Below are 23,305 nucleotides of genomic sequence, written 5' to 3' on the forward strand. Positions count from 1 at the left end.
TTTTAAAGAAAATTTAAAGTCTGCTTAACATCATTAAGTAGAAAAGAGACAAGACAGCTGTCTCATCTCTTCTTCCTAATATAAGCCTTATTTTATTAAAAATCCGTTTAATTTGCTACTATATTTACTAATTTCCCAGGAACAACAATAACTTTACGAATTGTTTTTCCTACAATCGATTCTTTGATTTTTTCATTACTCATTGCTAATAGTTCTAAATCTGCTTTAGAGATTTCTTTCGAAGTTTGAGTTTTTGCTCTTAATTTTCCATTCACTTGGAAAACGACTTCAATCTCATCTTCAACTAAGAATTTTTCATCATATGCTGGCCATGCAACATATGAAATACTTTCACCACTTTTTGTTAAATTAGACCATAATTCTTCTCCCATATGCGGAGCAATCGGTGCAAGCAATTGAACAAAAGCTTTTATATAATTCACGGGTAAAATTTTTGTTTTGTATGCTTCATTTACAAAAACCATCATTTGAGAAATTGCTGTGTTGAAACGCAACTGCTCAAAATCTTCTGTAACTTTTTTAACTGTCTGGTGATAAACGACATCAAGAGATCCATCGTTAAAGGTTGTGATACGATCACGAACTTTTCCATTTTCATCCATGATCAAGCGCCATACACGATCTAAAAATTTACGACTTCCTTCTAATCCATTTTCATTCCAGGCAATAGAGGCATCTAAAGGACCCATAAACATTTCATACATACGCAGTGTATCCGCACCAAATTTCTCAACAACATCGTCAGGATTAACTACATTTCCTTTTGATTTAGACATTTTCTCATTATTTCCGCCTAAAATCATTCCTTGGTTATACAATTTTTGGAATGGTTCTTTGGTTGGGACAACACCAATGTTATACAAGAATTTATGCCAGAATCGAGCATATAGCAGATGAAGTACAGCATGTTCAGCTCCGCCAATATAAATATCAACTGGTAACCATTGTTTTAGTTTTTTAGGATCAGCTATCATTTCGGTATTAGTTGGGTCGATAAAGCGTAAGAAATACCAAGAGCTTCCTGCCCATTGCGGCATTGTATTTGTATCACGGTGTCCTTTCATACCGGTTTCAGGATCCACTACATTTACCCATTCAGTGATATTTGCTAATGGCGATTCACCTGTTCCACTAGGTTTGATTTCATCTGTTTTTGGCAATATTAATGGCAATTCAGACTCAGCTAAAGTTGTTGAAGTCCCGTCTTCCCAATGGATAACTGGAATAGGCTCACCCCAATAACGTTGACGAGCAAATAGCCAGTCACGCAAACGATAGGTCGTTTCTTTTTTACCTACTTCGTTTTCTTCCAACCACTTATTCATTTTATCAATGGCTTCTTCTTTTCCAAGACCATTCAAAAAATCAGAGTTGATGTGTAGACCATCTTCCGTAAATGCCGCCTTAGTTACATCGCCGCCTTCAAGAACTGGAAGAATTTCTAAATCAAAAGTTTCAGCAAATTCATAATCACGTTCATCATGCGCTGGAACAGCCATAATGGCTCCTGTTCCATATGAAGCTAATACGTAATCGGCAATCCAAATTGGTATTTCTTTGCCATTTACTGGATTGATTGCATAAGCACCAGTGAATACACCAGTTTTATTTTTATTCAGGTCTGTCCGGTCTAAATCGCTCTTCAAGCTAATTTTTTCAATATACGCTTGAACTTCTGCTTCTTGTTCTGGAGTAGTAATTTGTTTAACTAACTCTAATTCTGGAGCCAATACGCTATAAGTTGCTCCAAATAAGGTATCTGGACGAGTCGTAAAGACAGTAAATTTATGATCAGTATTTTTAACAGTAAAGACAACATTTGCGCCAATTGATTTTCCAATCCAGTTACGTTGCATGTCTTTGATACTTTCAGGCCAATCTACTAGTTCTAAGTCATCTAACAAACGATCAGCGTAAGCCGTGATTTTCAACATCCATTGTTTCATTGGTTTACGGTAGACTGGATGTCCTCCACGTTCGCTTTTCCCATCAATAACTTCTTCATTAGCCAATACCGTTCCTAATGCAGGACACCAGTTCACAGCTACTTCAGCTTCATAGGCTAACCCTTTTTCATACAATTTGATAAAAATCCACTGAGTCCATTTGTAATAGTCAGGATCAGTAGTATTTATTTCACGTTCCCAATCATAGCTGAATCCTAATGAGTTGATTTGACGACGGAATGTTTCAATATTGTGAGCAGTAAATTCTGCTGGGTCATTTCCAGTATCTAGTGCATATTGCTCAGCTGGCAATCCAAATGCATCCCACCCCATTGGATGTAACACATTGAATCCTTGAGCTCGTTTCAAGCGAGAAATAATATCAGTTGCCGTATACCCTTCTGGATGTCCTACATGTAAGCCTTGGCCGGATGGATAAGGAAACATATCCAATGCATAGAAATTTTCTTTTTTAGCGTCTTCCGTTGTGCGGAATGTTTTATTGGAAGCCCAATAATTTTGCCATTTTTTTTCAATCGTTTTATGGTTAAAGCTCATATTTATCCCTCTTTCATTTCTTATTCAAAAAAAAATCGCCCTATGAATACAGATGACTATCTATACTCATAGGGCGATTAAACAATTTATTATTCGCGGTACCACCTATGTTTTCTACAACTAACTATTTCTCAACAGAAAAAATTGCAGACTCCTCATACCTTTAACGCAGGTGCTACGTCTTTGTCTACTTTCATTTCAACAAAGCAACTCTAAAGGCGAGTTCGAAAGTCTTTTTTATGCATTTCCACCACCCATGCACTCTCTCTCAAAAAATCGTTTCTACTATTCCTTTTCACTGTTTTTTTCTATTGAACTCATCTTAACAAATAATTGTCTCTGGAGCAATAAAAAAAGTAGGCAGTTCGTTTCTAACTTTTCTTTCATGCATAGATCACATAAAGGTTTGCAGTTTTACAGCCGTTCCACTGCACGTTACAATAATCATACCATTATCTGATCCTAGTGTTTCATAATCCATTTTAACTCCGACAATAGCATCTGCACCTAATTCTACAGCCTTGAGTTTCATTTTTTCTAATACTACGCCACGAGACTCTGACAATATATTCTCATATTTTTGATAACGCTCGTCAATTTTATTTAGCAGCCCAGCATCGCTATCTTTAACTAAATTGATCCCAGAAATGACTTCCCCAAACACAATTCCTTCATAAGATGATATTCCAAAATTTTCAATAGATTCCGTAGTAGTGATGATCATAGTTTCCACTCCTTTTTTTATTTATCATAAAAAAATGATCTTTCAATAAATGATTAATTTTTTTGCTGAATAAAAACAGAGACTCGCACTTTTGGCGAGTCTCTGTTATCACTATTTGATAATCAAAGATTGACCAACAAATATAACGTCTGATTTTAAATAATTTACTGCTTTTAATTCTGAAACGGACATATCATACTCTTGGGCAATGCCCCATAAAGAATCTCCACTTACAACATTATGTTTTTTTGAATTAGTTGTACTTGTTGTTGTGGTTGCATTAGAAACAGTAGTAGTTGTTTTTACAACTAACTTTTGACCTACAAAAATAGTATCTGATGTTAACTTATTAGCTTCTTTCAAGTTTGCGATAGATACACCGTATTTTGCACTGATGGCTGATAATGTATCGCCAGACTTTACAACATAAGACGTGCTGCTTGTTGTGTTTATACTTGTAATTGTACTTGTTGTCGGTGTTGTTGTGCTGCCTGAAGTTGTTCCACCTTTGATCGTCAATTTTTGATCCACGTAGATCGTATCAGATGTCAAGCTGTTCCATGTTTTCAAGTTCGCTACAGATACACCGTATTTTGAACCAATTGCCGTTAATGTATCACCTGATTTTACAGCATAAGATGTGCTGCTCGTTGTACCTGTACTTGTTGTCGGTGTTGTTGTGCTGCCTGAAGTTGTTCCACCTTTGATCGTCAATTTTTGATCCACGTAGATCGAATCAGATGTCAAGCTGTTCCATGTTTTCAAGTTCGCTACAGATACACCGTATTTTGAACCAATTGCCGTTAATGTATCACCTGATTTTACAGCATAAGTTGTGCTGCTCGTTGTACCTGTACTTGTTGTCGGTGTTGTTGTGCTGCCTGAAGTTGTTCCACCCTTGATCGTCAATTTTTGGTTCACGTAGATCGAATCAGATGTCAAGCTGTTCCATGTTTTCAAGTTCGCTACAGATACACCGTATTTTGAACCAATTGCCGTTAACGTGTCACCTGATTTTACAGCATAAGTTGTGCTGCTCGTTGTACCTGTACTTGTTGTCGGTGTTGTTGTGCTGCCTGAAGTTGTTCCACCCTTGATTGACAATTTTTGGTTTACGTAGATCATATCAGATGTCAAACTATTCCATGTTTTTAAGTTCGTTACAGACACGCCGTATTTTGAACCAATTGCCGTTAACGTGTCACCTGATTTTACAGCGTATGTTGTACTACTTGTTACGCCTGTATTTGTTGTTGGTGTTGTCGTGCTACCGGAAGTTGTTCCACCCTTGATTGACAATTTTTGGTTCACGTAGATCGTATCAGATGTCAAACTGTTCCATGTTTTCAAGTTCGCTACAGATACACCGTATTTTGAACCAATTGCCGTTAACGTGTCACCTGATTTTACAGCATAAGTTGTGCTGCTCGTTGTACCTGTACTTGTTGTTGGTGTTGTCGTGCTACCGGAAGTTGTTCCACCCTTGATTGACAATTTTTGGTTCACGTAGATCGTATCAGATGTCAAACTATTCCATGTTTTCAAGTTCTCTACGGATACACCGTATTTCGAACCAATTGCCGTTAATGTATCACCTGATTTCACAGTATAAGATGTACTGCTTGTTGTACCTGTACTTGGCGTTTGAACATTATTATCATTTGATACTGGAGTATTTTGAGTTGCTTCTCCTGAAGATTTTGTATCATACTGCGTTAAGTTATATGAATTTATAATAGCATTCAACTTAGACGCATAAGATGGATCAGTTGCATAACGACCTTGTAACCAGGCAGTTGCTTCAAACGCGCTATTAGAATTGCTCACCCATGCACCTGAATAATAACCATTATTCCATGATGTACCATTTTTCAATAAGTTGGCATTATCTTGTAATGATTCGGCATAAGAAGGATACTTTTTAAAGTTTTGTGGAATATAAATCCAACCGGTTGAAGCGCTCCACTCAGAAGTATACATCGCAACAGTATTTCCATTATAACTTCCTTTTATACCAAATAGATTATAGTTCGGACTAGTCGATAGTTTACTGCTGCCATAACCACTTTCTAAAGCTGCTTGAGCAATCATAACTGAAGCATATAAATCATTTTTAGCTGCTACTTGTTTTGCATAAGATGTAATAGCATTAATGAAACCAGCTGGTGTTGATGCATCCGCAATCGCTTCATTTGTTTTAGTCGGAGTTGTTACAGTCGCCGTTTTAGTACCAGCTTCATTTACAGCTAAAACTTGACCTACTAAGATAAGATTTGACGATAGATTATTCCATGTTTTTAGTTGCGTTACCGTTACACCATTAGCACTGCTAATTTTATTTAAAGTATCACCAGCTTTTACTGTATACGTTTTAGCCGTTGCAGCTTTTGTCGCTGCCGCTTTTGTTGCTGCTGCTTTTGTTGCCGCTGCTTTTGTTGCCGCTGCTTTTGTTGCTGCTGCTTTTGTTGCTGCTGCTTTTGTTGCCGCTGCTTTTGTTGCTGCTGCTTTTGTTGCTGCTGCTTTTGTTGCCGCTGCTTCCGCTGCTTCTACTTCCGCTGCTTCTACTTTCGCTGCTTCTACTTCCGCTGCTTCTGCTTCCGCTGCTTCTGCTTCCGCTGCTTCTGCTTCCGCTGCTTCTGCTTCCGCTGCTTCTGCTTCCGCTGCTTCTACTTCCGCTGCTTCTACTTCCGCTGCTTCTACTTTCGCTGCTTCTACTTCCGCTGCTTCTGCTTCCGCTGCTTCTACTTCCGCTGCTTCCGCTGCTTCTGCTTCCGCTGCTTCTACTTCCGCTACTTCTGCTTCCGCTGCTTCTGCTTCTGCTGCTTCTACTTCCGCTGCTTCTACTTCCGCTGCTTCTACTTCCGCTGCTTCTGCTTCCGCTGCTTCTACTGATTTTGTTGCTTCTGTTTTTTCTACTGCTTTTGTTGCTTCTACTGCTTCTGTCGTAGTTGTCATTCTTGCTGAAAAGCTAAATTCTTCTGGTGTTTCTGGCGCTGTGATTACATTATTTTTTTTGTTAGATTCTCCAGAAATAGCATCACTTTGTCCGTCCATTGAATCGCTATCTACTGGATTTCCTGTTCTTTCAGCTTCAGTATTTTTTTCTAGAGCATTTTCAATTAAGTCATCGATGTCTTCAATTGACAAATTTTCAAAGTCTAAAACTTCAAATTCTTCATCTGAAATAAGATCTTTAAGAATATTAATGTTTTGTTCTCTTATGTACTCGTCGCTACTTGTTTCTACAGCTACTTTTGTGCCTTCTGAGTCTTTTGTAACTTCTACATTTGTATTGTCATCTGATTCAAGCACTTGTTCCAATTTTTTGCTGGCAGTTTCTGCTGAGTCATTCGCACTAGCTGATACAGAGAAGGTTGGAAATGCTAGTAAGCTCACTAACAAAGTTGTACTAAAAACAGCTGTGCCTTTTTTGATCAATCCATTAGAGTTTTTTAATTGATTAAAACTTTTTTTATTTTTTTCAGCTGAAATTCTTTCTTTTCTTGTTTTTCTCAAAGTGAGTACCCCCTTATTTCTTTTAATAATATGTTTTTAAAGCTAGTTTTAATAGTACTATTGCTATTTTATTATATCTTTAACACCCTTATAATGATAGGTTAACTTAATTAGATAGGTGTTTTTTAATATAAGTCACACAAACGTAATATGATTTATAGTATCATCATAACTATAAATAGCTTATAAATTTACATCAACCCTTATTTTCATTGCAGTAACAACTTTTTTTGGTTTATTCTGCGCATCAAATATGCTAAACTATTTTTTACGGTTATCCCTTATTTAAGAAAAAATTATTTTATAGAAAGTATGAGGCAAAAAATATGAAATCTTCTACAAATAAATCTTTTCACACTACAAATTATTTTTTAATCAGTCTATTGTTGCTTATCCCTTTTAGTCTATTCGCTTTTGGAGTAACTCAGCAAACAAAATGGCTTAATACGTTTGACCAATTTATTTCATATCCTATTTTAGCTAACTTATCTCCTGAAAAAACAGCTTTTTATTCCTTTATGACCGATTTGGGCGGAATTAACGTTATTATTTTAATAACATTTCTTGTCAGTCTTTATTTTATTTTAAAAAAGAAAGATTCTAAAATCGGATATTCCTATATTTTTCATGTCGCTATAGGAGCCGGACTACTAAATCAATTTGCTAAGCTTATTTTTCAAAGAACAAGACCAACTATTGAGCATCTTGTTTTTCAAGGTGGGTACAGCTTTCCCAGTGGACATTCTATGGCTGCTTTAATTTGTTATGGCGGAATTGTTTTACTGATTTTTCACTTAACTAAAAAAAATTGGATCAGATGGCTAGCTTGTCTCTTAGCAATAACAATCATTGTTGCTGTTGGTGTAAGTCGAATCTATTTGGGCGTTCATTTTCCTTCTGATGTAATTGCAGGTTTTTTCTTAGCTGGCTCTTGGTTATCTCTTTTTGCTGCTTTTATCCGATAAGATTCAAATGCAATTAATTTTCATTTTTTATTGATTCCTATATATTTAAGCATGATAAAATATCCTCAGCTAATTTAATTGTTTGTAAAACGTAAGGAGGAACTCGCTGTGCTCGAAAATGCTTTACACTATAGTCGCACATTATTAAAAAGAACTCTTAGTCCTGGTGATATTGTCATTGATGCTACTGTAGGAAATGGTAACAATACTGTTCTTTTAGCAACATTGGTTGGAGAAACAGGGATTGTATACGGCTTTGATCTACAAGAACAAGCCATAAAAACAACAAAAGAGAAGCTTTTACTAACAGGCTTGACTAGTCAGGTAAAATTTTTTCAACAAGGACATGAGACACTTAGCTCAGCGTTACCTAAAGACACTCTTTTGGCTGGTGCCATTTTTAATTTAAGCTTTTTACCTAAAGGAGATAAAACCATTATTACAACAGGTGAGACAACTTTAATGGCAGCAAACGAAATTTTACCTCGGCTAAGAATGGGTGGACTACTCCTATTTATTGTGTATCATGGCCATAAAGGAGGAATAGTTGAAAGAGACAAAGTTCTAAGCTTTGTTCAAACTCTTTCACAAGATGACTTTGCTGTCTTACGTTATGATTTTTTAAATCAGAAAAACAATCCCCCGTTTCTTATCGCAATTGAAAAAATAAGAAAGCCCAATGAATAACATCATTGGGCTTTCTTGTTTAAATTCCAGTTTTTACTTAGCTAAAAATTCTTTTAAACTATCAACTTTATCCGTATGTTCCCAAGTTAAATCGATATCTGTACGTCCAAAATGTCCATATGCTGCTGTTTGTTTATAAATTGGTCTTTGCAAGTCTAGCATTTTAATAATACCAGCTGGTCTTAAATCAAAAATAGCACGTACCGCTTCAATCAAGCGAGATTCCGCAACTGCTCCTGTATTAAATGTATCAATAGCAATAGACACTGGATGTGCAACTCCTATTGCATAAGCTAATTGAACTTCACATTTATCTGCAAGTTTAGCAGCAACAATATTTTTTGCAATATATCGGGCTGCATAACTTGCTGATCTATCTACTTTTGTAGGGTCTTTTCCAGAGAAAGCACCACCACCATGACGAGCATAACCACCATAAGTATCAACGATAATTTTACGCCCAGTTAGCCCGGCATCTCCTTGCGGTCCACCTATAACAAAGCGCCCCGTTGGATTAATAAAATACTTCGTCTCTTCATCTAGTAATTCACTAGGAATTTCATGTTTGATTACTAATTCGATCATATCTTTTTTTAATAGTTCATAAGTCACATCAGGATGATGTTGAGTGCTGATAACAATCGTATCCACACGCACCGGTTTATTATTTTCATCATATTCAACCGTAACTTGTGCTTTTGCATCTGGTCTTAAATAAGAAACAAGCTTTTCTTTCCGAACAACAGCAAGACGTTTTGTCAAACGGTGGCTCAATGAAATTGGTAAAGGCATTAATTCCGGTGTTTCATTTATTGCAAATCCAAACATTAAACCTTGATCACCTGCACCGATTTGATCTAAATTATCTTGATTTGTTTCTTTAGATTCTAAGGAATCATCCACACCTTGAGCAATATCTCTTGATTGCTCGTCAATAGAAACAATTACTGCACAGGTATCTGCATCAAAGCCAAACTTAGCTCTCGTGTACCCAATATCGCGAATCGTATCTCTTACCGTTTTTTGGATATCCACGTAAGTCGATGTAGAAATTTCTCCCATTACCAATACTAGGCCAGTTGTTACAGCCGTTTCACAAGCAACTCGTGCATCAGGATCTTTTGCTAAAATCTCATCTAATATAGCATCACTAATTTGATCTGCCATTTTATCTGGATGTCCTTCTGAAACAGATTCAGAAGTAAATAATTTTCTTTCTGTCATTACTTTGTTCCCCCTTTAAATTTTCGGTTACAAGGCTTCTCCACTCTAAAAGTGAATCCTCTCGGGAATCCGATTTGCGAACCTTAATTATCTTACCATAATTAATCCTTCATTAATATTAAATATAAATGAATTGATAAATAACTCGTTGCTTATTACCAATCTACTTCTACATTTATTTATTTACCTGTACCCTTCTGCTCATTTTAGGTAAAATAAGACTAGATAAAAGTTAAAAGGAGTTTTTACAATTGGTGCATTCTATTTATAAAACGATTATTTATTATCTTTATCACCCTTTATTTTTAACATTTCTAATCCCCTTATCCTATTTACTTGTAGGCACTCTTTACGCTAGTCAGTATACCCAATATAATTTTGTGCATTTCTTCCTATTGTATAGTTTTATCTTTATAAACCATTTATTAGATAATTTTTTATTTAAATCAAAAAAAATAATTACTTCGTCTAATCGTTTCTCCTTCATTTTTTTTGAATTTGTCAATCTGCTGCTCATCTATTACTTTTCTTCTATTATACATCCCTTAGCAGGTTTACTTTGTTTCTTTTATAGTCTAGTAATTCACTCACAATTTTACTTAGTTCGACAAGGCTACTCTTGGTTAATACTTTTTATTTCCAGCATATTTAAAGGTGGAATTTTAACCTACTTAAGTTTTTATTTTCAGGCAAATTTTATTCCAACGACTTTATTTTACTGGAGTATTCCACTAATTCTAGTTTTATTTTTAGTAGAGTTAGCAAAACTTCAGCTAAACTATTTAACTATTACTAACCAAGTATATGAAAGTAAAAACCCTGTTATTTTTCTAGACACAAAAATTTTCAATCGTATTTTTTTATCTTTGTTAATCATAACTTACTTAATAAGTTTTATCCTTTTTTATCCTACTTTTAATAAATTAACTTTTATCATTTTACTTACGTTACCCCTTGCCATTAATCTTACTAGTATTCTTTTTTCTAAAGAAGAATCAATTTCTTCAAAAATTAAGCAAAAAACTTTACAACTTTATTCAATTTCTTTTTTTATAGCCCTTAGTATTATTCTACTCATTCATGTTACTTAAATAAAAAGAAATCCTTATTCTCACTTTTTTGTGGGAATAAGGATTTCTTTTTATAGTAAAGTAATGGTTTAATCTAAATGAAATGGACTTAGTTTGTTTTTCATCACTGACATTAAGCTTTTTTCACAAATTCCGTTTTTAATTGCATAGCACCAATACCTTCGATTTTACAATCAATATCATGATCACCGTCAACCAAACGAATATTCTTTACTTTGGTTCCTTTTTTTACAACAATAGAAGTCCCTTTTGCTTTAAGATCTTTAATAACAATTACTGAATCTCCATCGATTAATTTATTTCCATTTGCATCTTTGAATTCTTTTTCACTTTCATCTGTTTCAATAATTGAATCTACTTCCCACTCGTAGGCGCATTCTGGGCAAACAAAAAGGCTACCATCCTGATAAGTGTATTCTGAATTACATTTTGGACAATTTGGTAAGTTAGACATGTATTTTCTCCTCCAATGACTATGGTTACCTATATAATGGCATACCCTTAATGGATTGGCAACGCATATTTTCGTTTTATCTATTTCATCTATCTAAGTAGAATTCTATTTGGTTTCTGAATTGTCAAATTAAGCTAGACAAACTATCGCCATTCATGTAACTCAAGAATACTTCCGCAAATGACTTTATCTTTGATGAAGCCTATTGTTTCTTTGGAAGAACGATTCTGTGACGCCCACAACGCCATTTATTTTCTTTGCACTGTTAACAATACTCAAGGACTATATGTAGTGAAATTTCTATCACTACATACAGTCCTTTATTCTACAACCATAATTAAACAAAAAAAGGACCAGAGAAATTTCTCCAGTCCTTTTTCATTCAATTATCTGATGACCCGTACGGGAATCGAACCCGTGATACCGCCGTGAAAGGGCGGTGTCTTAACCGCTTGACCAACGGGTCATTATTTAAATTAGTACAATGGGCCTAAATGGACTCGAACCATCGACCTCACGCTTATCAGGCGTGCGCTCTAACCAGCTGAGCTATAGGCCCAAAAAAAAAAGCGGGTGGCGAGAATCGAACTCGCATCAACAGCTTGGAAGGCTGTGGTTTTACCACTAAACTACACCCGCATTATAATATATGGCCCGGGACAGAATCGAACTGCCGACACCTTGAGCTTCAATCAAGTGCTCTACCAACTGAGCTACCGGGCCAAACATTTGTTTAAACGGTCTCGACGGGAATCGAACCCGCGATCTTCTGCGTGACAGGCAGACATGTTAACCCCTACACCACGAGACCTTTTTGCATTTAAAAACTATCTTTTAAAAAAGATAAATTGCGGGGACAGGACTTGAACCTGTGACCTTCGGGTTATGAGCCCGACGAGCTGCCAACTGCTCCACCCCGCGATAATAATAATGAATCATTTGAAAAAGGAGGATAAGAGATTCGAACTCTTGCGTGCTTTTACACACCTGACGGTTTTCAAGACCGTTCCCTTCAGCCGGACTTGGGTAATCCTCCATAAGACTGATAAAATGACAATATATTAAGTTATATAAAATTGTCTATGACCCGTACGGGAATCGAACCCGTGATACCGCCGTGAAAGGGCGGTGTCTTAACCGCTTGACCAACGGGTCTATAATATTCAAAAAATAAAGATACGGAGAAGGAGGGATTTGAACCCTCGCGCCGCGTTAACGACCTACACCCTTAGCAGGGGCGCCTCTTCAGCCACTTGAGTACTTCCCCAAAAAAACTAATATTATAAAGTATTGATTTATTCAATGGGCCTAAATGGACTCGAACCATCGACCTCACGCTTATCAGGCGTGCGCTCTAACCAGCTGAGCTATAGGCCCATAAGAAAAGCGAGTGACGAGAATCGAACTCGCATCAACAGCTTGGAAGGCTGTGGTTTTACCACTAAACTACACTCGCAAAAACGGTCTCGACGGGAATCGAACCCGCGATCTTCTGCGTGACAGGCAGACATGTTAACCCCTACACCACGAGACCTTTTTGCATTTAAAAACTATCTTTTAAAAAAGATAAATTGCGGGGACAGGACTTGAACCTGTGACCTTCGGGTTATGAGCCCGACGAGCTGCCAACTGCTCCACCCCGCGATAATAATAATGAATCATTTGAAAAAGGAGGATAAGAGATTCGAACTCTTGCGTGCTTTTACACACCTGACGGTTTTCAAGACCGTTCCCTTCAGCCGGACTTGGGTAATCCTCCATAATAATACAAGGTTACTTTAATCTCAACCGATTAATGGACCTTGTAGGACTCGAACCTACGACCGGACGGTTATGAGCCGTCTGCTCTAACCAACTGAGCTAAAGGTCCAAGATCTTTAAAATAACAATAGCGGCGAAGGGGATCGAACCCCCGACCTCCCGGGTATGAACCGGACGCTCTAGCCAGCTGAGCTACACCGCCATAATAAAAGTGACAATTTTTAAAAAAGTGGAGCCTAGCGGGATCGAACCGCTGACCTCCTGCGTGCAAGGCAGGCGCTCTCCCAGCTGAGCTAAGGCCCCTGATTTTTAAATCGGGAAGACAGGATTCGAACCTGCGACCCCTTGGTCCCAAACCAAGTGCTCTACCAAGCTGAGCTACTTCCCGTTTACTTACTTCTTATTCTTTTTTTCAAAAGAAATGCACCCAAGAGGACTTGAACCTCTAACCCCTTGATTCGTAGTCAAGTACTCTATCCAATTGAGCTATGGGTGCAAATGGTGCCGAGGGCCGGAATCGAACCGGCACGGTGATCACTCACCGCAGGATTTTAAGTCCTGTGCGTCTACCTGTTCCGCCACCCCGGCATTAGAACAGTTCCTCATCTTACGAATGAGCTTACTAGTCAAACTAGTAAGCGAAAGACGGGATTCGAACCCGCGACCCCCACCTTGGCAAGGTGATGTTCTACCACTGAACTACTTTCGCAAAAGAATGCCGGCTAAAGGAGTTGAACCCTCGACCCTCTGATTACAAATCAGATGCTCTACCAACTGAGCTAAGCCGGCTAAAGTGATATCTCAATCATTCAATGAAAATAGTGCGGGTGAAGGGACTTGAACCCCCACGTCTTACGACGCTAGATCCTAAATCTAGTGCGTCTGCCAATTCCGCCACACCCGCAAAAACATGGCATAACTAACCATATTTGACTGATTAGCTATGAGTCATGCAGGATTCGAACCTGCGACCCTCTGATTAAAAGTCAGATGCTCTACCAACTGAGCTAATGACTCATGGTGGAGGTTGACGGGCTCGAACCGCCGACCCTCTGCTTGTAAGGCAGATGCTCTCCCAACTGAGCTAAACCTCCATATAAAAAATTGAATTTGCGTGGCAACGTCCTACTCTCACAAAGGGAAACCCTTCACTACCATCGGCGCTAAGAAGCTTAACTTCTGTGTTCGGCATGGGAACAGGTGTGACCTTCTTGCCATCATCACCACACAATTTCAATCAGAGAACATTGTTCTCTCAAAACTGGATAAGGTAAAAATCGTTTTTGTTCTGAATCCGTCGTACACCGCTTATTTCTTTGGTTAAGTCCTCGACCGATTAGTATTGGTCCGCTCCATATATCGCTATACTTCCACTTCCAACCTATCAACCTGATCATCTCTCAGGGGTCTTACTCACTTACGTGATGGGAAATCTCATCTTGAGGGGGGCTTCACGCTTAGATGCTTTCAGCGTTTATCCCGTCCACACATAGCTACCCAGCAATGCCCTTGGCAGAACAACTGGTACACCAGAGGTGTGTCCATCCCGGTCCTCTCGTACTAAGGACAGCTCCTCTCAAATTTCCTACGCCCGCGACGGATAGGGACCGAACTGTCTCACGACGTTCTGAACCCAGCTCGCGTACCGCTTTAATGGGCGAACAGCCCAACCCTTGGGACCGACTACAGCCCCAGGATGCGATGAGCCGACATCGAGGTGCCAAACCTCCCCGTCGATGTGGACTCTTGGGGGAGATAAGCCTGTTATCCCCAGGGTAGCTTTTATCCGTTGAGCGATGGCCCTTCCATACGGAACCACCGGATCACTAAGCCCGACTTTCGTCCCTGCTCGACTTGTAGGTCTCGCAGTCAAGCTCCCTTATGCCTTTACACTCTGCGAATGATTTCCAACCATTCTGAGGGAACCTTTGGGCGCCTCCGTTACACTTTAGGAGGCGACCGCCCCAGTCAAACTGCCCGTCAGACACTGTCTCCCAGCCCGATAAGGGCTGTGGGTTAGAGTGGTCATACAGCAAGGGTAGTATCCCACCAACGCCTCCACCAAGACTGGCGTCCTGGCTTCATTGGCTCCTACCTATCCTGTACAAGCTGTACAAACACTCAATATCAAACTGCAGTAAAGCTCCATGGGGTCTTTCCGTCCTGTCGCGGGTAACCTGCATCTTCACAGGTACTATAATTTCACCGAGTCTCTCGTTGAGACAGTGCCCAGATCGTTACGCCTTTCGTGCGGGTCGGAACTTACCCGACAAGGAATTTCGCTACCTTAGGACCGTTATAGTTACGGCCGCCGTTTACTGGGGCTTCAATTCTGAGCTTCGCCCGAGAGCTAACCCTTCCTCTTAACCTTCCAGCACCGGGCAGGCGTCAGCCCCTATACGTCATCTTACGATTTTGCAGAGACCTGTGTTTTTGATAAACAGTCGCCTGGGCCTATTCACTGCGGCTGACCAATTGGTCAGCACCCCTTCTCCCGAAGTTACGGGGTCATTTTGCCGAGTTCCTTAACGAGAGTTCTCTCGCACACCTTAGGATTCTCTCCTCGACTACCTGTGTCGGTTTGCGGTACGGGCAGTTTGTTTCTATCGACTTAGGTCCCGACTAACCCTGGGAGGACGAGCCTTCCCCAGGAAACCTTAGTCATTCGGTGGACGGGATTCTCACCCGTCTTTCGCTACTCATACCGGCATTCTCACTTCTAAGCGCTCCACTAGTCCTCACGATCTAGCTTCAACGCCCTTAGAACGCTCTCCTACCATAGAACCAATGGTTCTATCCACAGCTTCGGTGTTATGTTTAGCCCCGGTAAATTTTCGGCGCAGGGTCACTCGACTAGTGAGCTATTACGCACTCTTTAAATGATGGCTGCTTCTGAGCCAACATCCTAGTTGTCTAAGCAACTCCACATCCTTTTCCACTTAACATAAACTTTGGGACCTTAGCTGGTGGTCTGGGCTGTTTCCCTTTCGACTACGGATCTTATCACTCGCAGTCTGACTCCCGGATATAAATCAATGGCATTCGGAGTTTATCTGAATTCGGTAACCCTAGAAGGGCCCCTAGTCCAAACAGTTGCTCTACCTCCATGATTCTAATTCCGAGGCTAGCCCTAAAGCTATTTCGGAGAGAACCAGCTATCTCCAAGTTCGATTGGAATTTCTCCGCTACCCACACCTCATCCCCGCATTTTTCAACATACGTGGGTTCGGTCCTCCAGTGCGTATTACCGCACCTTCAACCTGGACATGGGTAGATCACTTGGTTTCGGGTCTACGACCACATACTCATTCGCCCTATTCAGACTCGCTTTCGCTACGGCTCCGTCTCATCAACTTAACCTCGCATGTGATCGTAACTCGCCGGTTCATTCTACAAAAGGCACGCTATCACCCATTAACGGGCTTTAACTATTTGTAGGCACACGGTTTCAGGGGCTATTTCACTCCTCTTCCGAGGTTCTTTTCACCTTTCCCTCACGGTACTGGTTCACTATCGGTCACTAGGGAGTATTTAGCCTTGGGAGATGGTCCTCCCGGATTCCGACGGAATTTCTCGTGTTCCGCCGTACTCAGGATACTGATCAGAGTGAAATTGGTTTCGGTTACAGGGCTTTTACCTTCTTCGGCAGACCTTTCCAGATCGCTTCTCCTACCAACTTCATTTATGACTCTATATGTTCAGTCCTACAACCCCAGAAAGCAAGCTTTCTGGTTTGGGCTATTCCCGTTTCGCTCGCCGCTACTCAGGGAATCGATTTTTCTTTCTCTTCCTGCAGGTACTTAGATGTTTCAGTTCTCTGCGTCTACCTCTACTGACCTATGTATTCAGTCAGCAGTAACATCCTATCAAAGATGCTGGGTTCCCCCATTCGGAAATCTTTGGATCAAAGCTCACTTACAGCTCCCCAAAGCATATCGGCGTTAGTCCCGTCCTTCATCGGCTCCTAGTGCCAAGGCATTCACCGTGCGCCCTTATTAACTTAACCTATGGTTAATCGTTAATGTTTAATACTCATCTTTCGATGAGAACCTTAAAAAACTTATTTTTTTAAAACTTTTCGGTGTGTTTCTGGTTTCTTACTTAATTACGATTTTTAACTTTATCCAGTTTTCAAAGAACAATTTTTAAATTCAAGCGTTTGAGAAGATTAGACCTCTCAAAACTAAACAAAGTAAAGACGAATGTGTGGGTTTCCGTTATATTCCTTAGAAAGGAGGTGATCCAGCCGCACCTTCCGATACGGCTACCTTGTTACGACTTCACCCCAATTATCTGTCCCACCTTAGGCGGCTGGCTCCCAAAAGGGTTACCTCACCGACTTCGGGTGTTACAAACTCTCGTGGTGTGACGGGCGGTGTGTACAAGACCCGGGAACGTATTCACCGCGGCGTGCTGATCCGCGATTACTAGCGATTCCGGCTTCATGCAGGCGAGTTGCAGCCTGCAATCCGAACTGAGAATGGCTTTAAGAGATTAGCTTGGCCTCGCGACCTTGCGACTCGTTGTACCATCCATTGTAGCACGTGTGTAGCCCAGGTCATAAGGGGCATGATGATTTGACGTCATCCCCACCTTCCTCCGGTTTATCACCGGCAGTCTCACTAGAGTGCCCAACTGAATGCTGGCAACTAATAATAGGGGTTGCGCTCGTTGCGGGACTTAACCCAACATCTCACGACACGAGCTGACGACAACCATGCACCACCTGTCACTTTGTCCCCGAAGGGAAAGCCCTATCTCTAGGGTGGTCAAAGGATGTCAAGACCTGGTAAGGTTCTTCGCGTTGCTTCGAATTAAACCACATGCTCCACCGCTTGTGCGGGTCCCCGTCAATTCCTTTGAGTTTCAACCTTGCGGTCGTACTCCCCAGGCGGAGTGCTTAATGCGTTAGCTGCAGCACTGAAGGGCGGAAACCCTCCAACACTTAGCACTCATCGTTTACGGCGTGGACTACCAGGGTATCTAATCCTGTTTGCTCCCCACGCTTTCGAGCCTCAGCGTCAGTTACAGACCAGAGAGTCGCCTTCGCCACTGGTGTTCCTCCACATATCTACGCATTTCACCGCTACACGTGGAATTCCACTCTCCTCTTCTGCACTCAAGTTCCCCAGTTTCCAATGACCTTCCCCGGTTGAGCCGGGGGCTTTCACATCAGACTTAAAGAACCGCCTGCGCTCGCTTTACGCCCAATAAATCCGGACAACGCTTGCCACCTACGTATTACCGCGGCTGCTGGCACGTAGTTAGCCGTGGCTTTCTGGTTAGATACCGTCAGGGGATGAGCAGTTACTCTCATCCTTGTTCTTCTCTAACAACAGAGTTTTACGATCCGAAAACCTTCTTCACTCACGCGGCATTGCTCCGTCAGACTTTCGTCCATTGCGGAAGATTCCCTACTGCTGCCTCCCGTAGGAGTCTGGGCCGTGTCTCAGTCCCAGTGTGGCCGATCACCCTCTCAGGTCGGCTACGTATCATCGCCTTGGTGAGCCATTACCTCACCAACTAGCTAATACGCCGCGGGTCCATCCATAAGCGGTAGCCGAAGCCACCTTTCTTCTATTCGTCATGTGACGTTTAGAAATATGCGGTATTAGCATCCGTTTCCGAATGTTATCCCCCTCTTATGGGCAGGTTACCCACGTGTTACTCACCCGTCCGCCACTCCTTGACTTCGGTGGGTGCAAGCACCCGGTGAAATCAAAGCGTTCGACTTGCATGTATTAGGCATGCCGCCAGCGTTCGTCCTGAGCCAGGATCAAACTCTCATATAAAATGATGCTTGAAGCTCATTATTGAATTGCTAGCGAATAATTATTCACTAATTTTGTTACTGTTGACTTAGCACTGCTAAATCACCCTCACATTTTGTTCGTCTTACTTTGTTTAGTTTTCAAAGGTCTAAAGTGCGTTGTGTCAGTTCATGACAACTTCTGAATTATAGCAGTTGCTTTTCAACTTGTCAACAAAATTTTGATAAAATATTTTTTTAACTGAATATTTATCCATTTGTTAGCCCGGTTGAATCATTACGACTTAGATAGAATAACATATTTATTTACGTTTTGTCAACATTATTTTTACAATAAATTTTCAAACGTTATTACGTCTATCTCTTATCTCTCTTGACAACATCAATTACTATAACAATTTTTTTGTTACTGGTCAATAAAAAGATATCGTTTTTTTTATTTTTTTTAAAAAAGCGTATAATTTACCATTTTATTGCATTTTAATTTGTATTACTTCTATATGAAGCAATTAAAATGAACGATCTATAAAAAAACAATTTATATAATCGTTCGTTTTTTTGAGAATCATTCTATTTCATATTGATACAAATTGAAGTCGTTTAGTTGTTCTTCAGCGTTGAAATCTTCTTTACATTGAATAAATTCAAATTTTTCTTTAAGATACATGTGATTTAAGACCTCATTTCCAGCAATGCAATCTAATCTAAGACCTTTTTTTTGTTTGTCTTGAGCATATTCTTTTGCTGCATTAATCATTAAATGTGAGTTTCCTTTTCCAGCTTTATCTCTTTTTATAATCAAACGATGAAGATAGTAAAAATCATTTCCCTGGTCTTCTCCCCATAAGTCGGCATCCCACTTACTTTGTTGATCCCATAATATTAACATTCCAACTATTTCATCATTCAACTTTCCATAAAATACTTCTCCTCTATTAATAGCACTTACTGTATCATGATTATCTTTTCCTTCTAAGATGCCATTCCATTGCAACGAACCTTTTGATTTTAACCATAACGCTGTTTCTTTAAGCAATTTATCAATCATTTGGATATTTTCAGGTTTGGCTTGATGGAGTGTGAAATTGTTCTTCATATTATTCCCCTTTCTTCTATATAATACTTTACTATAAAAAAATGCTACTATTCAATGTTTTTTTGAATATATTTTATGCTTCTATAATGCTCAAATGATACATTACCTATTTTTCTATAGACTTACAAAAAAATCTATTTGCAAGCTATCCTCATACCACTGATGCTAAGCTCAAAAAAATGCCCGCGCCCTTCTTAACAGGCACTAGCATTTTTTTAACCAAGATTTTATTTTTTCATATCAAACAAGTGAGCACTTTTTACGTCTTCAATTGTTTGCGTTCCAGCTAATTGCATTACACGTTTCAAGTCTGATTCAAAATATTCCAAAACTGATTTGACACCTTTCCATCCACCAAGTGCTAATCCGTATAAAACTGGGCGTCCTACAGCAACAATATCAGCACCGCTTGCTAAAGCTTTGAAGATATGTTCTCCACGACGAACTCCACTGTCGAATACAATCGGGACACGACCGGCGACTGCTTTAGAAATTTCAGCCAAGGTATCAAATGAACCAGGCGCTTCATCTAATTGACGACCACCATGGTTTGATACCCAAATGCCGGCTGCTCCTGCACCAATTGCTAATACAGCATCTTCAGGAGTTTGAATCCCTTTAACAAAAATTGGCAATCCTGAATATTCAGCTAAAAACTTAACGTCTCCAGGATTGATTTTTTGTTTTGATTGAGCATAAATATTATTTAAAGACATATTTTTACCTGATCCAGTCAAGTAACGAGACACAATAGGCATACCAAATGGATAAACAAATTTGTTCAACATATCCTTTTCACGATTACCGCTTAAGGTTGCATCTGCTGTTAAGATGATTACGGTAGCACCATCCGCTTTCGCTTCATCTACAATATTTTTATTCATTTCATTATCCTTACTCATGTAAATCTGGAACCAACGAGGATTGCCGTTTAAACCTTTATCAATTTCTTCAAAAGATGCTCCTGAATAAGCACTGATCGACATGATTGTACCTCCAAATTCAGAGATTCCTTTAGCGGTTCCTGCTTCTTTAGTTACATGAGCTAGACCATGAGCTGCAATCGGAGCCATAATGAAAGGCACTTTAAGTTCATGTCCCAAAATAGAAGTTGATGTATCCGGGTTTTCAACATCTGCTAGCACGCGAGGTAATATTCCTTTATGAGACCAAGCTTCTTTATTTTGTTTTAAGGTAAATTCATCTCCAGAAGCCCCAGACATGTAATCAAAACCACCTTTAGGAACTACTTCCCTAGCTTTATCTTCAAGTCGATAAGTACTCACAACTTCGATTTCTTGTTCTATTGAGGGTGCATCATATTTAATAATTTGTTCATCTGCCATAATTTTCTACCATCCTTTTAAGTATTATTTTTTAGAGTTAAAAACAAATTAAATGAATAAATTTGTAATTGATATTGTTAACAGCGCTAGTCTAACGACAATACTTGTAACAACAATTGAAATTCAGGACATACCATCTTGAAAATCTTTATAATCCAAGTAAGCGCTTCAATATACTTACTATATCATATTTGAATTTACTTACAAAACATAATTTATATTAATATGGATATGTTACAAGTTAATTCTTATTGTTGATTGGATTATGCACTCCTTTCAAAACCAACTAAAATAGAATAGGCCACAGAAAAAAACTCTCACACTTCAATAGCCTGAGAGTTTTGGATATCTAATTTTTGGTCTAGATATAGGGTCTATCATTTTTAGTGTTACTAGATTTCATTTCATTTAATTACATACCTAAAATTCTGGAGGAATAGGATTTCCTTGTAGCCGTGCATTGGATTCAATGCGACTAACAGAGCGTTAAGAATTCAGCGATTACGCTTTATTGAGGCTTGGAAACCTTAAGACTATTGTTTTCAAACTTCAGGTGATCCCCATGGCTCAACAAGCAAACCCGTCTATTCCAGAAAAAGTTTACTTATTGTACTAAAAAGAGTTAAATTATTATAAAAAAAAGCCTCAATCACTCTTTTTCCTATTCTATAGAATAGAAGAACGAGTGGTTAAGACTTTTACTAGTTGCTGATTTTTTCTAATTGATTATAGACGTGCGTTTAATTCTTTACCTAATTCTTCAAATCCTGGTTTTCCTAATAAAGCAAACATGTTTTTCTTGTATGCTTCCACACCTGGTTGATCAAATGGATTTACACCATTCAAGTAACCAGATAAGCCGATTGCAATTTCAAAGAAGTACATCATGTAACCTAATGTATAAGCATCTTGTTGAGGAATAGTTACAATCATGTTAGGTACATCTCCATCAGTATGTGCTAAAAGGGTTCCTTGGAAAGCTTTGGTATTTACGTAATCAATACCTTTTCCTTCTAAATAGCCTAATCCGTCTAAATCTTCTTTAGTAGTTGGAATAGCCATATCAAATTTTGGTTTAGCAACTTTAATAACTGTTTCAAAAATATTGCGTTGTCCTTCTTGGATGTATTGACCCATTGAGTGAAGATCAGTAGAGAAGTTTACACTTGAAGGATAGATTCCTTTTTGGTCCTTACCTTCTGATTCTCCAGCTAATTGTTTCCACCACTCTGAGAAATATTGTAATGATGGTTCATAGTTAACTAAAATTTCAGTATCTTTTCCTTTACGGTATAAGATGTTACGCAATACAGCGTATTGATAAGCATCGTTCTCTTCGATTTTATCATTAGAGAATGCATCTGACGCATCTGCAGCACCTTTCATCAATTGATCAATATCTGCTCCACTAGCTGCAATTGGCAATAAACCAACTGCTGTTAAAACGGAGAAACGTCCGCCGACGTCGTCAGGAATGATAAATGATTCATAGCCTTGTGCATTTGCTTCTTGTTTCAAAGCTCCACGTTCTTTATCAGTAGTAGCATAAATACGTGCTTTTGCTTCTTCTGAACCATATTTTTTTTCTAGCAATTCTTTAAATACTCTAAAAGCAATAGCCGGTTCAGTTGTTGTACCCGATTTCGAAATGATGTTTACTGAGAAATCACGGTCTCCAATGACTTGAATCAAATCGTGTAAGTAGCTTGAACTAATACTGTTTCCAGCAAAAAGAATTTGCGGTGCTTTACGAGCTTCTTTATCAAGTAAATTAACGAAAGAATGGTTTAGGAAGTCGATTGCAGCTTTTGATCCTAAGTAAGATCCTCCAATTCCAATAACAACAAGAATTTCTGAATCACTTTGAATTTTTTTAGCAGCTTTTTTAATGCGTCCAAATTCTTCTTTATCGTAATTTTTTGGCAAGTCGATCCAACCAAGGTATTCGTTACCTGCTCCAGTTCCTTTGCGCAACATTTCGTCTGCAGTTGTAACTTGTTGTTGTAAGTTTGTCAATTCATGAGGCTGTACAACATTTTCAATATTTGAATAATCGAATTTAATGTGACCCACGTAAATCCCTCCAATTAATTGTTTTAAAGAATAGAATTACTATTCTTATACTCCTTAACTCTAGTTGTTTTAG

The 23,305-nt window shown here is 39.2% G+C and carries 10 protein-coding genes, 25 tRNA genes, 3 rRNA genes, 1 riboswitch and 1 other annotated feature; of the genes, 2 read left to right on the top strand and 36 right to left on the bottom strand.

From position 1 onward, the window contains the following. Positions 1-107: 107 nt before the first annotated feature. The 3 genes from leuS to BP17_RS13775 all read right to left on the bottom strand — a co-directional run bounded on the left by leuS (position 108) and on the right by BP17_RS13775 (position 6,765). Complete coding sequence (gene leuS, locus BP17_RS10190) at positions 108-2,525, bottom strand: leucine--tRNA ligase (protein ID WP_035054100.1); 2,418 nt, start codon at positions 2,523-2,525, stop codon at positions 108-110. Positions 2,526-2,591: 66 nt separating this feature from the next. Beyond that, positions 2,592-2,833 (bottom strand) — a binding site (T-box leader). A gap of 86 nt (positions 2,834-2,919) precedes the next feature. Beyond that, positions 2,920-3,249 (bottom strand): heavy metal-binding domain-containing protein, encoded by a 330-nt coding sequence (locus BP17_RS10195; RefSeq protein WP_035054102.1) that lies wholly within the window; start codon positions 3,247-3,249, stop codon positions 2,920-2,922. A 111-nt stretch (positions 3,250-3,360) separates the two neighbouring features. Beyond that, positions 3,361-6,765, bottom strand: coding sequence for a muramidase family protein (locus BP17_RS13775; protein ID WP_035054104.1), 3,405 nt, complete (start codon positions 6,763-6,765; stop codon positions 3,361-3,363). Positions 6,766-7,091: 326 nt separating this feature from the next. On the opposite strand from BP17_RS13775, the gene BP17_RS10205 reads away from it, so the two are divergent. Together BP17_RS10205 and BP17_RS10210 are read left to right on the top strand one after the other, a co-directional pair. Beyond that, positions 7,092-7,730, top strand: coding sequence for a phosphatase PAP2 family protein (locus tag BP17_RS10205; RefSeq protein ID WP_035054106.1), 639 nt, complete (start codon positions 7,092-7,094; stop codon positions 7,728-7,730). A gap of 108 nt (positions 7,731-7,838) precedes the next feature. Next, entirely contained in the window at positions 7,839-8,417 is a 579-nt protein-coding gene (locus BP17_RS10210; protein WP_035054108.1) for a class I SAM-dependent methyltransferase, read from the top strand. A gap of 33 nt (positions 8,418-8,450) precedes the next feature. Here the strand turns inward: BP17_RS10210 and metK are convergent, their stop codons facing one another. The 33 genes from metK to BP17_RS10375 all read right to left on the bottom strand — a co-directional run bounded on the left by metK (position 8,451) and on the right by BP17_RS10375 (position 23,232). Further along, on the bottom strand, positions 8,451-9,641 hold the full coding sequence (gene metK, locus BP17_RS10215; RefSeq protein ID WP_035054111.1) for a methionine adenosyltransferase: 1,191 nt from the start codon (positions 9,639-9,641) through the stop codon (positions 8,451-8,453). Next, positions 9,639-9,727: riboswitch (SMK box riboswitch) on the bottom strand. (Overlaps the previous gene by 3 nt.) Before the next feature lie 1,117 nt (positions 9,728-10,844). Continuing rightward, positions 10,845-11,186, bottom strand: coding sequence for a zinc ribbon domain-containing protein YjdM (locus tag BP17_RS10220; RefSeq protein WP_035054113.1), 342 nt, complete (start codon positions 11,184-11,186; stop codon positions 10,845-10,847). A gap of 394 nt (positions 11,187-11,580) precedes the next feature. After that, a tRNA-Glu gene (locus tag BP17_RS10225) sits at positions 11,581-11,652 on the bottom strand. A 19-nt stretch (positions 11,653-11,671) separates the two neighbouring features. After that, positions 11,672-11,745 (bottom strand) — tRNA-Ile (locus BP17_RS10230). A gap of 9 nt (positions 11,746-11,754) precedes the next feature. Continuing rightward, positions 11,755-11,825 (bottom strand) — tRNA-Gly (locus BP17_RS10235). Between the two features lie 11 nt (positions 11,826-11,836). Then, positions 11,837-11,909 (bottom strand) — tRNA-Phe (locus tag BP17_RS10240). 15 nt (positions 11,910-11,924) lie between these two features. Beyond that, positions 11,925-11,997, bottom strand: a tRNA-Asp gene (locus BP17_RS10245). 37 nt (positions 11,998-12,034) lie between these two features. Beyond that, positions 12,035-12,107, bottom strand: a tRNA-Met gene (locus tag BP17_RS10250). 25 nt (positions 12,108-12,132) lie between these two features. After that, positions 12,133-12,222: transfer RNA gene (locus tag BP17_RS10255), tRNA-Ser, on the bottom strand. A gap of 47 nt (positions 12,223-12,269) precedes the next feature. Next, positions 12,270-12,341 (bottom strand) — tRNA-Glu (locus tag BP17_RS10260). Between the two features lie 24 nt (positions 12,342-12,365). Continuing rightward, positions 12,366-12,453, bottom strand: a tRNA-Ser gene (locus BP17_RS10265). Between the two features lie 36 nt (positions 12,454-12,489). Continuing rightward, positions 12,490-12,563, bottom strand: a tRNA-Ile gene (locus BP17_RS10270). A gap of 8 nt (positions 12,564-12,571) precedes the next feature. Beyond that, positions 12,572-12,642: transfer RNA gene (locus BP17_RS10275), tRNA-Gly, on the bottom strand. Positions 12,643-12,647: 5 nt separating this feature from the next. Continuing rightward, positions 12,648-12,720: transfer RNA gene (locus tag BP17_RS10280), tRNA-Asp, on the bottom strand. A gap of 37 nt (positions 12,721-12,757) precedes the next feature. Continuing rightward, positions 12,758-12,830, bottom strand: a tRNA-Met gene (locus BP17_RS10285). Between the two features lie 25 nt (positions 12,831-12,855). Continuing rightward, positions 12,856-12,945: transfer RNA gene (locus tag BP17_RS10290), tRNA-Ser, on the bottom strand. A gap of 37 nt (positions 12,946-12,982) precedes the next feature. Further along, a tRNA-Ile gene (locus BP17_RS10295) sits at positions 12,983-13,056 on the bottom strand. 19 nt (positions 13,057-13,075) lie between these two features. Further along, positions 13,076-13,149 (bottom strand) — tRNA-Met (locus BP17_RS10300). A gap of 28 nt (positions 13,150-13,177) precedes the next feature. Next, positions 13,178-13,250 (bottom strand) — tRNA-Ala (locus BP17_RS10305). Positions 13,251-13,261: 11 nt separating this feature from the next. Beyond that, a tRNA-Pro gene (locus tag BP17_RS10310) sits at positions 13,262-13,335 on the bottom strand. 34 nt (positions 13,336-13,369) lie between these two features. Further along, positions 13,370-13,443, bottom strand: a tRNA-Arg gene (locus BP17_RS10315). A 3-nt stretch (positions 13,444-13,446) separates the two neighbouring features. After that, a tRNA-Leu gene (locus BP17_RS10320) sits at positions 13,447-13,535 on the bottom strand. Positions 13,536-13,584: 49 nt separating this feature from the next. After that, positions 13,585-13,656, bottom strand: a tRNA-Gly gene (locus BP17_RS10325). A gap of 7 nt (positions 13,657-13,663) precedes the next feature. After that, a tRNA-Thr gene (locus BP17_RS10330) sits at positions 13,664-13,736 on the bottom strand. Positions 13,737-13,769: 33 nt separating this feature from the next. Continuing rightward, a tRNA-Leu gene (locus BP17_RS10335) sits at positions 13,770-13,851 on the bottom strand. Between the two features lie 40 nt (positions 13,852-13,891). Continuing rightward, positions 13,892-13,964, bottom strand: a tRNA-Lys gene (locus tag BP17_RS10340). Between the two features lies 1 nt (position 13,965). Further along, positions 13,966-14,041 (bottom strand) — tRNA-Val (locus BP17_RS10345). Between the two features lie 18 nt (positions 14,042-14,059). Further along, positions 14,060-14,175, bottom strand: a 5S ribosomal RNA gene (gene rrf / locus BP17_RS10350). 88 nt (positions 14,176-14,263) lie between these two features. Continuing rightward, a 23S ribosomal RNA gene (locus tag BP17_RS10355) occupies positions 14,264-16,953 on the bottom strand. A gap of 224 nt (positions 16,954-17,177) precedes the next feature. Then, a 16S ribosomal RNA gene (locus BP17_RS10360) occupies positions 17,178-18,739 on the bottom strand. The 16S, 23S and 5S rRNA genes sit together here with 25 tRNA genes alongside, the layout of an rRNA operon. Before the next feature lie 543 nt (positions 18,740-19,282). After that, positions 19,283-19,813 (bottom strand): GNAT family N-acetyltransferase, encoded by a 531-nt coding sequence (locus tag BP17_RS10365; RefSeq protein WP_035054115.1) that lies wholly within the window; start codon positions 19,811-19,813, stop codon positions 19,283-19,285. A 227-nt stretch (positions 19,814-20,040) separates the two neighbouring features. Then, the gene (locus BP17_RS10370; protein ID WP_035054117.1) at positions 20,041-21,159 is read right to left on the bottom strand and encodes a lactate oxidase; all 1,119 of its coding nucleotides are present in this window, start codon (positions 21,157-21,159) and stop codon (positions 20,041-20,043) included. A 726-nt stretch (positions 21,160-21,885) separates the two neighbouring features. Beyond that, positions 21,886-23,232, bottom strand: a complete 1,347-nt coding sequence (locus BP17_RS10375; protein ID WP_035054119.1) for a glucose-6-phosphate isomerase — start codon at positions 23,230-23,232, stop codon at positions 21,886-21,888. Positions 23,233-23,305 lie beyond the last annotated feature (73 nt).

The organism is Carnobacterium pleistocenium FTR1, from assembly GCF_000744285.1.
Taxonomy (GTDB): Bacteria; Bacillota; Bacilli; order Lactobacillales; family Carnobacteriaceae; genus Carnobacterium_B; species Carnobacterium_B pleistocenium.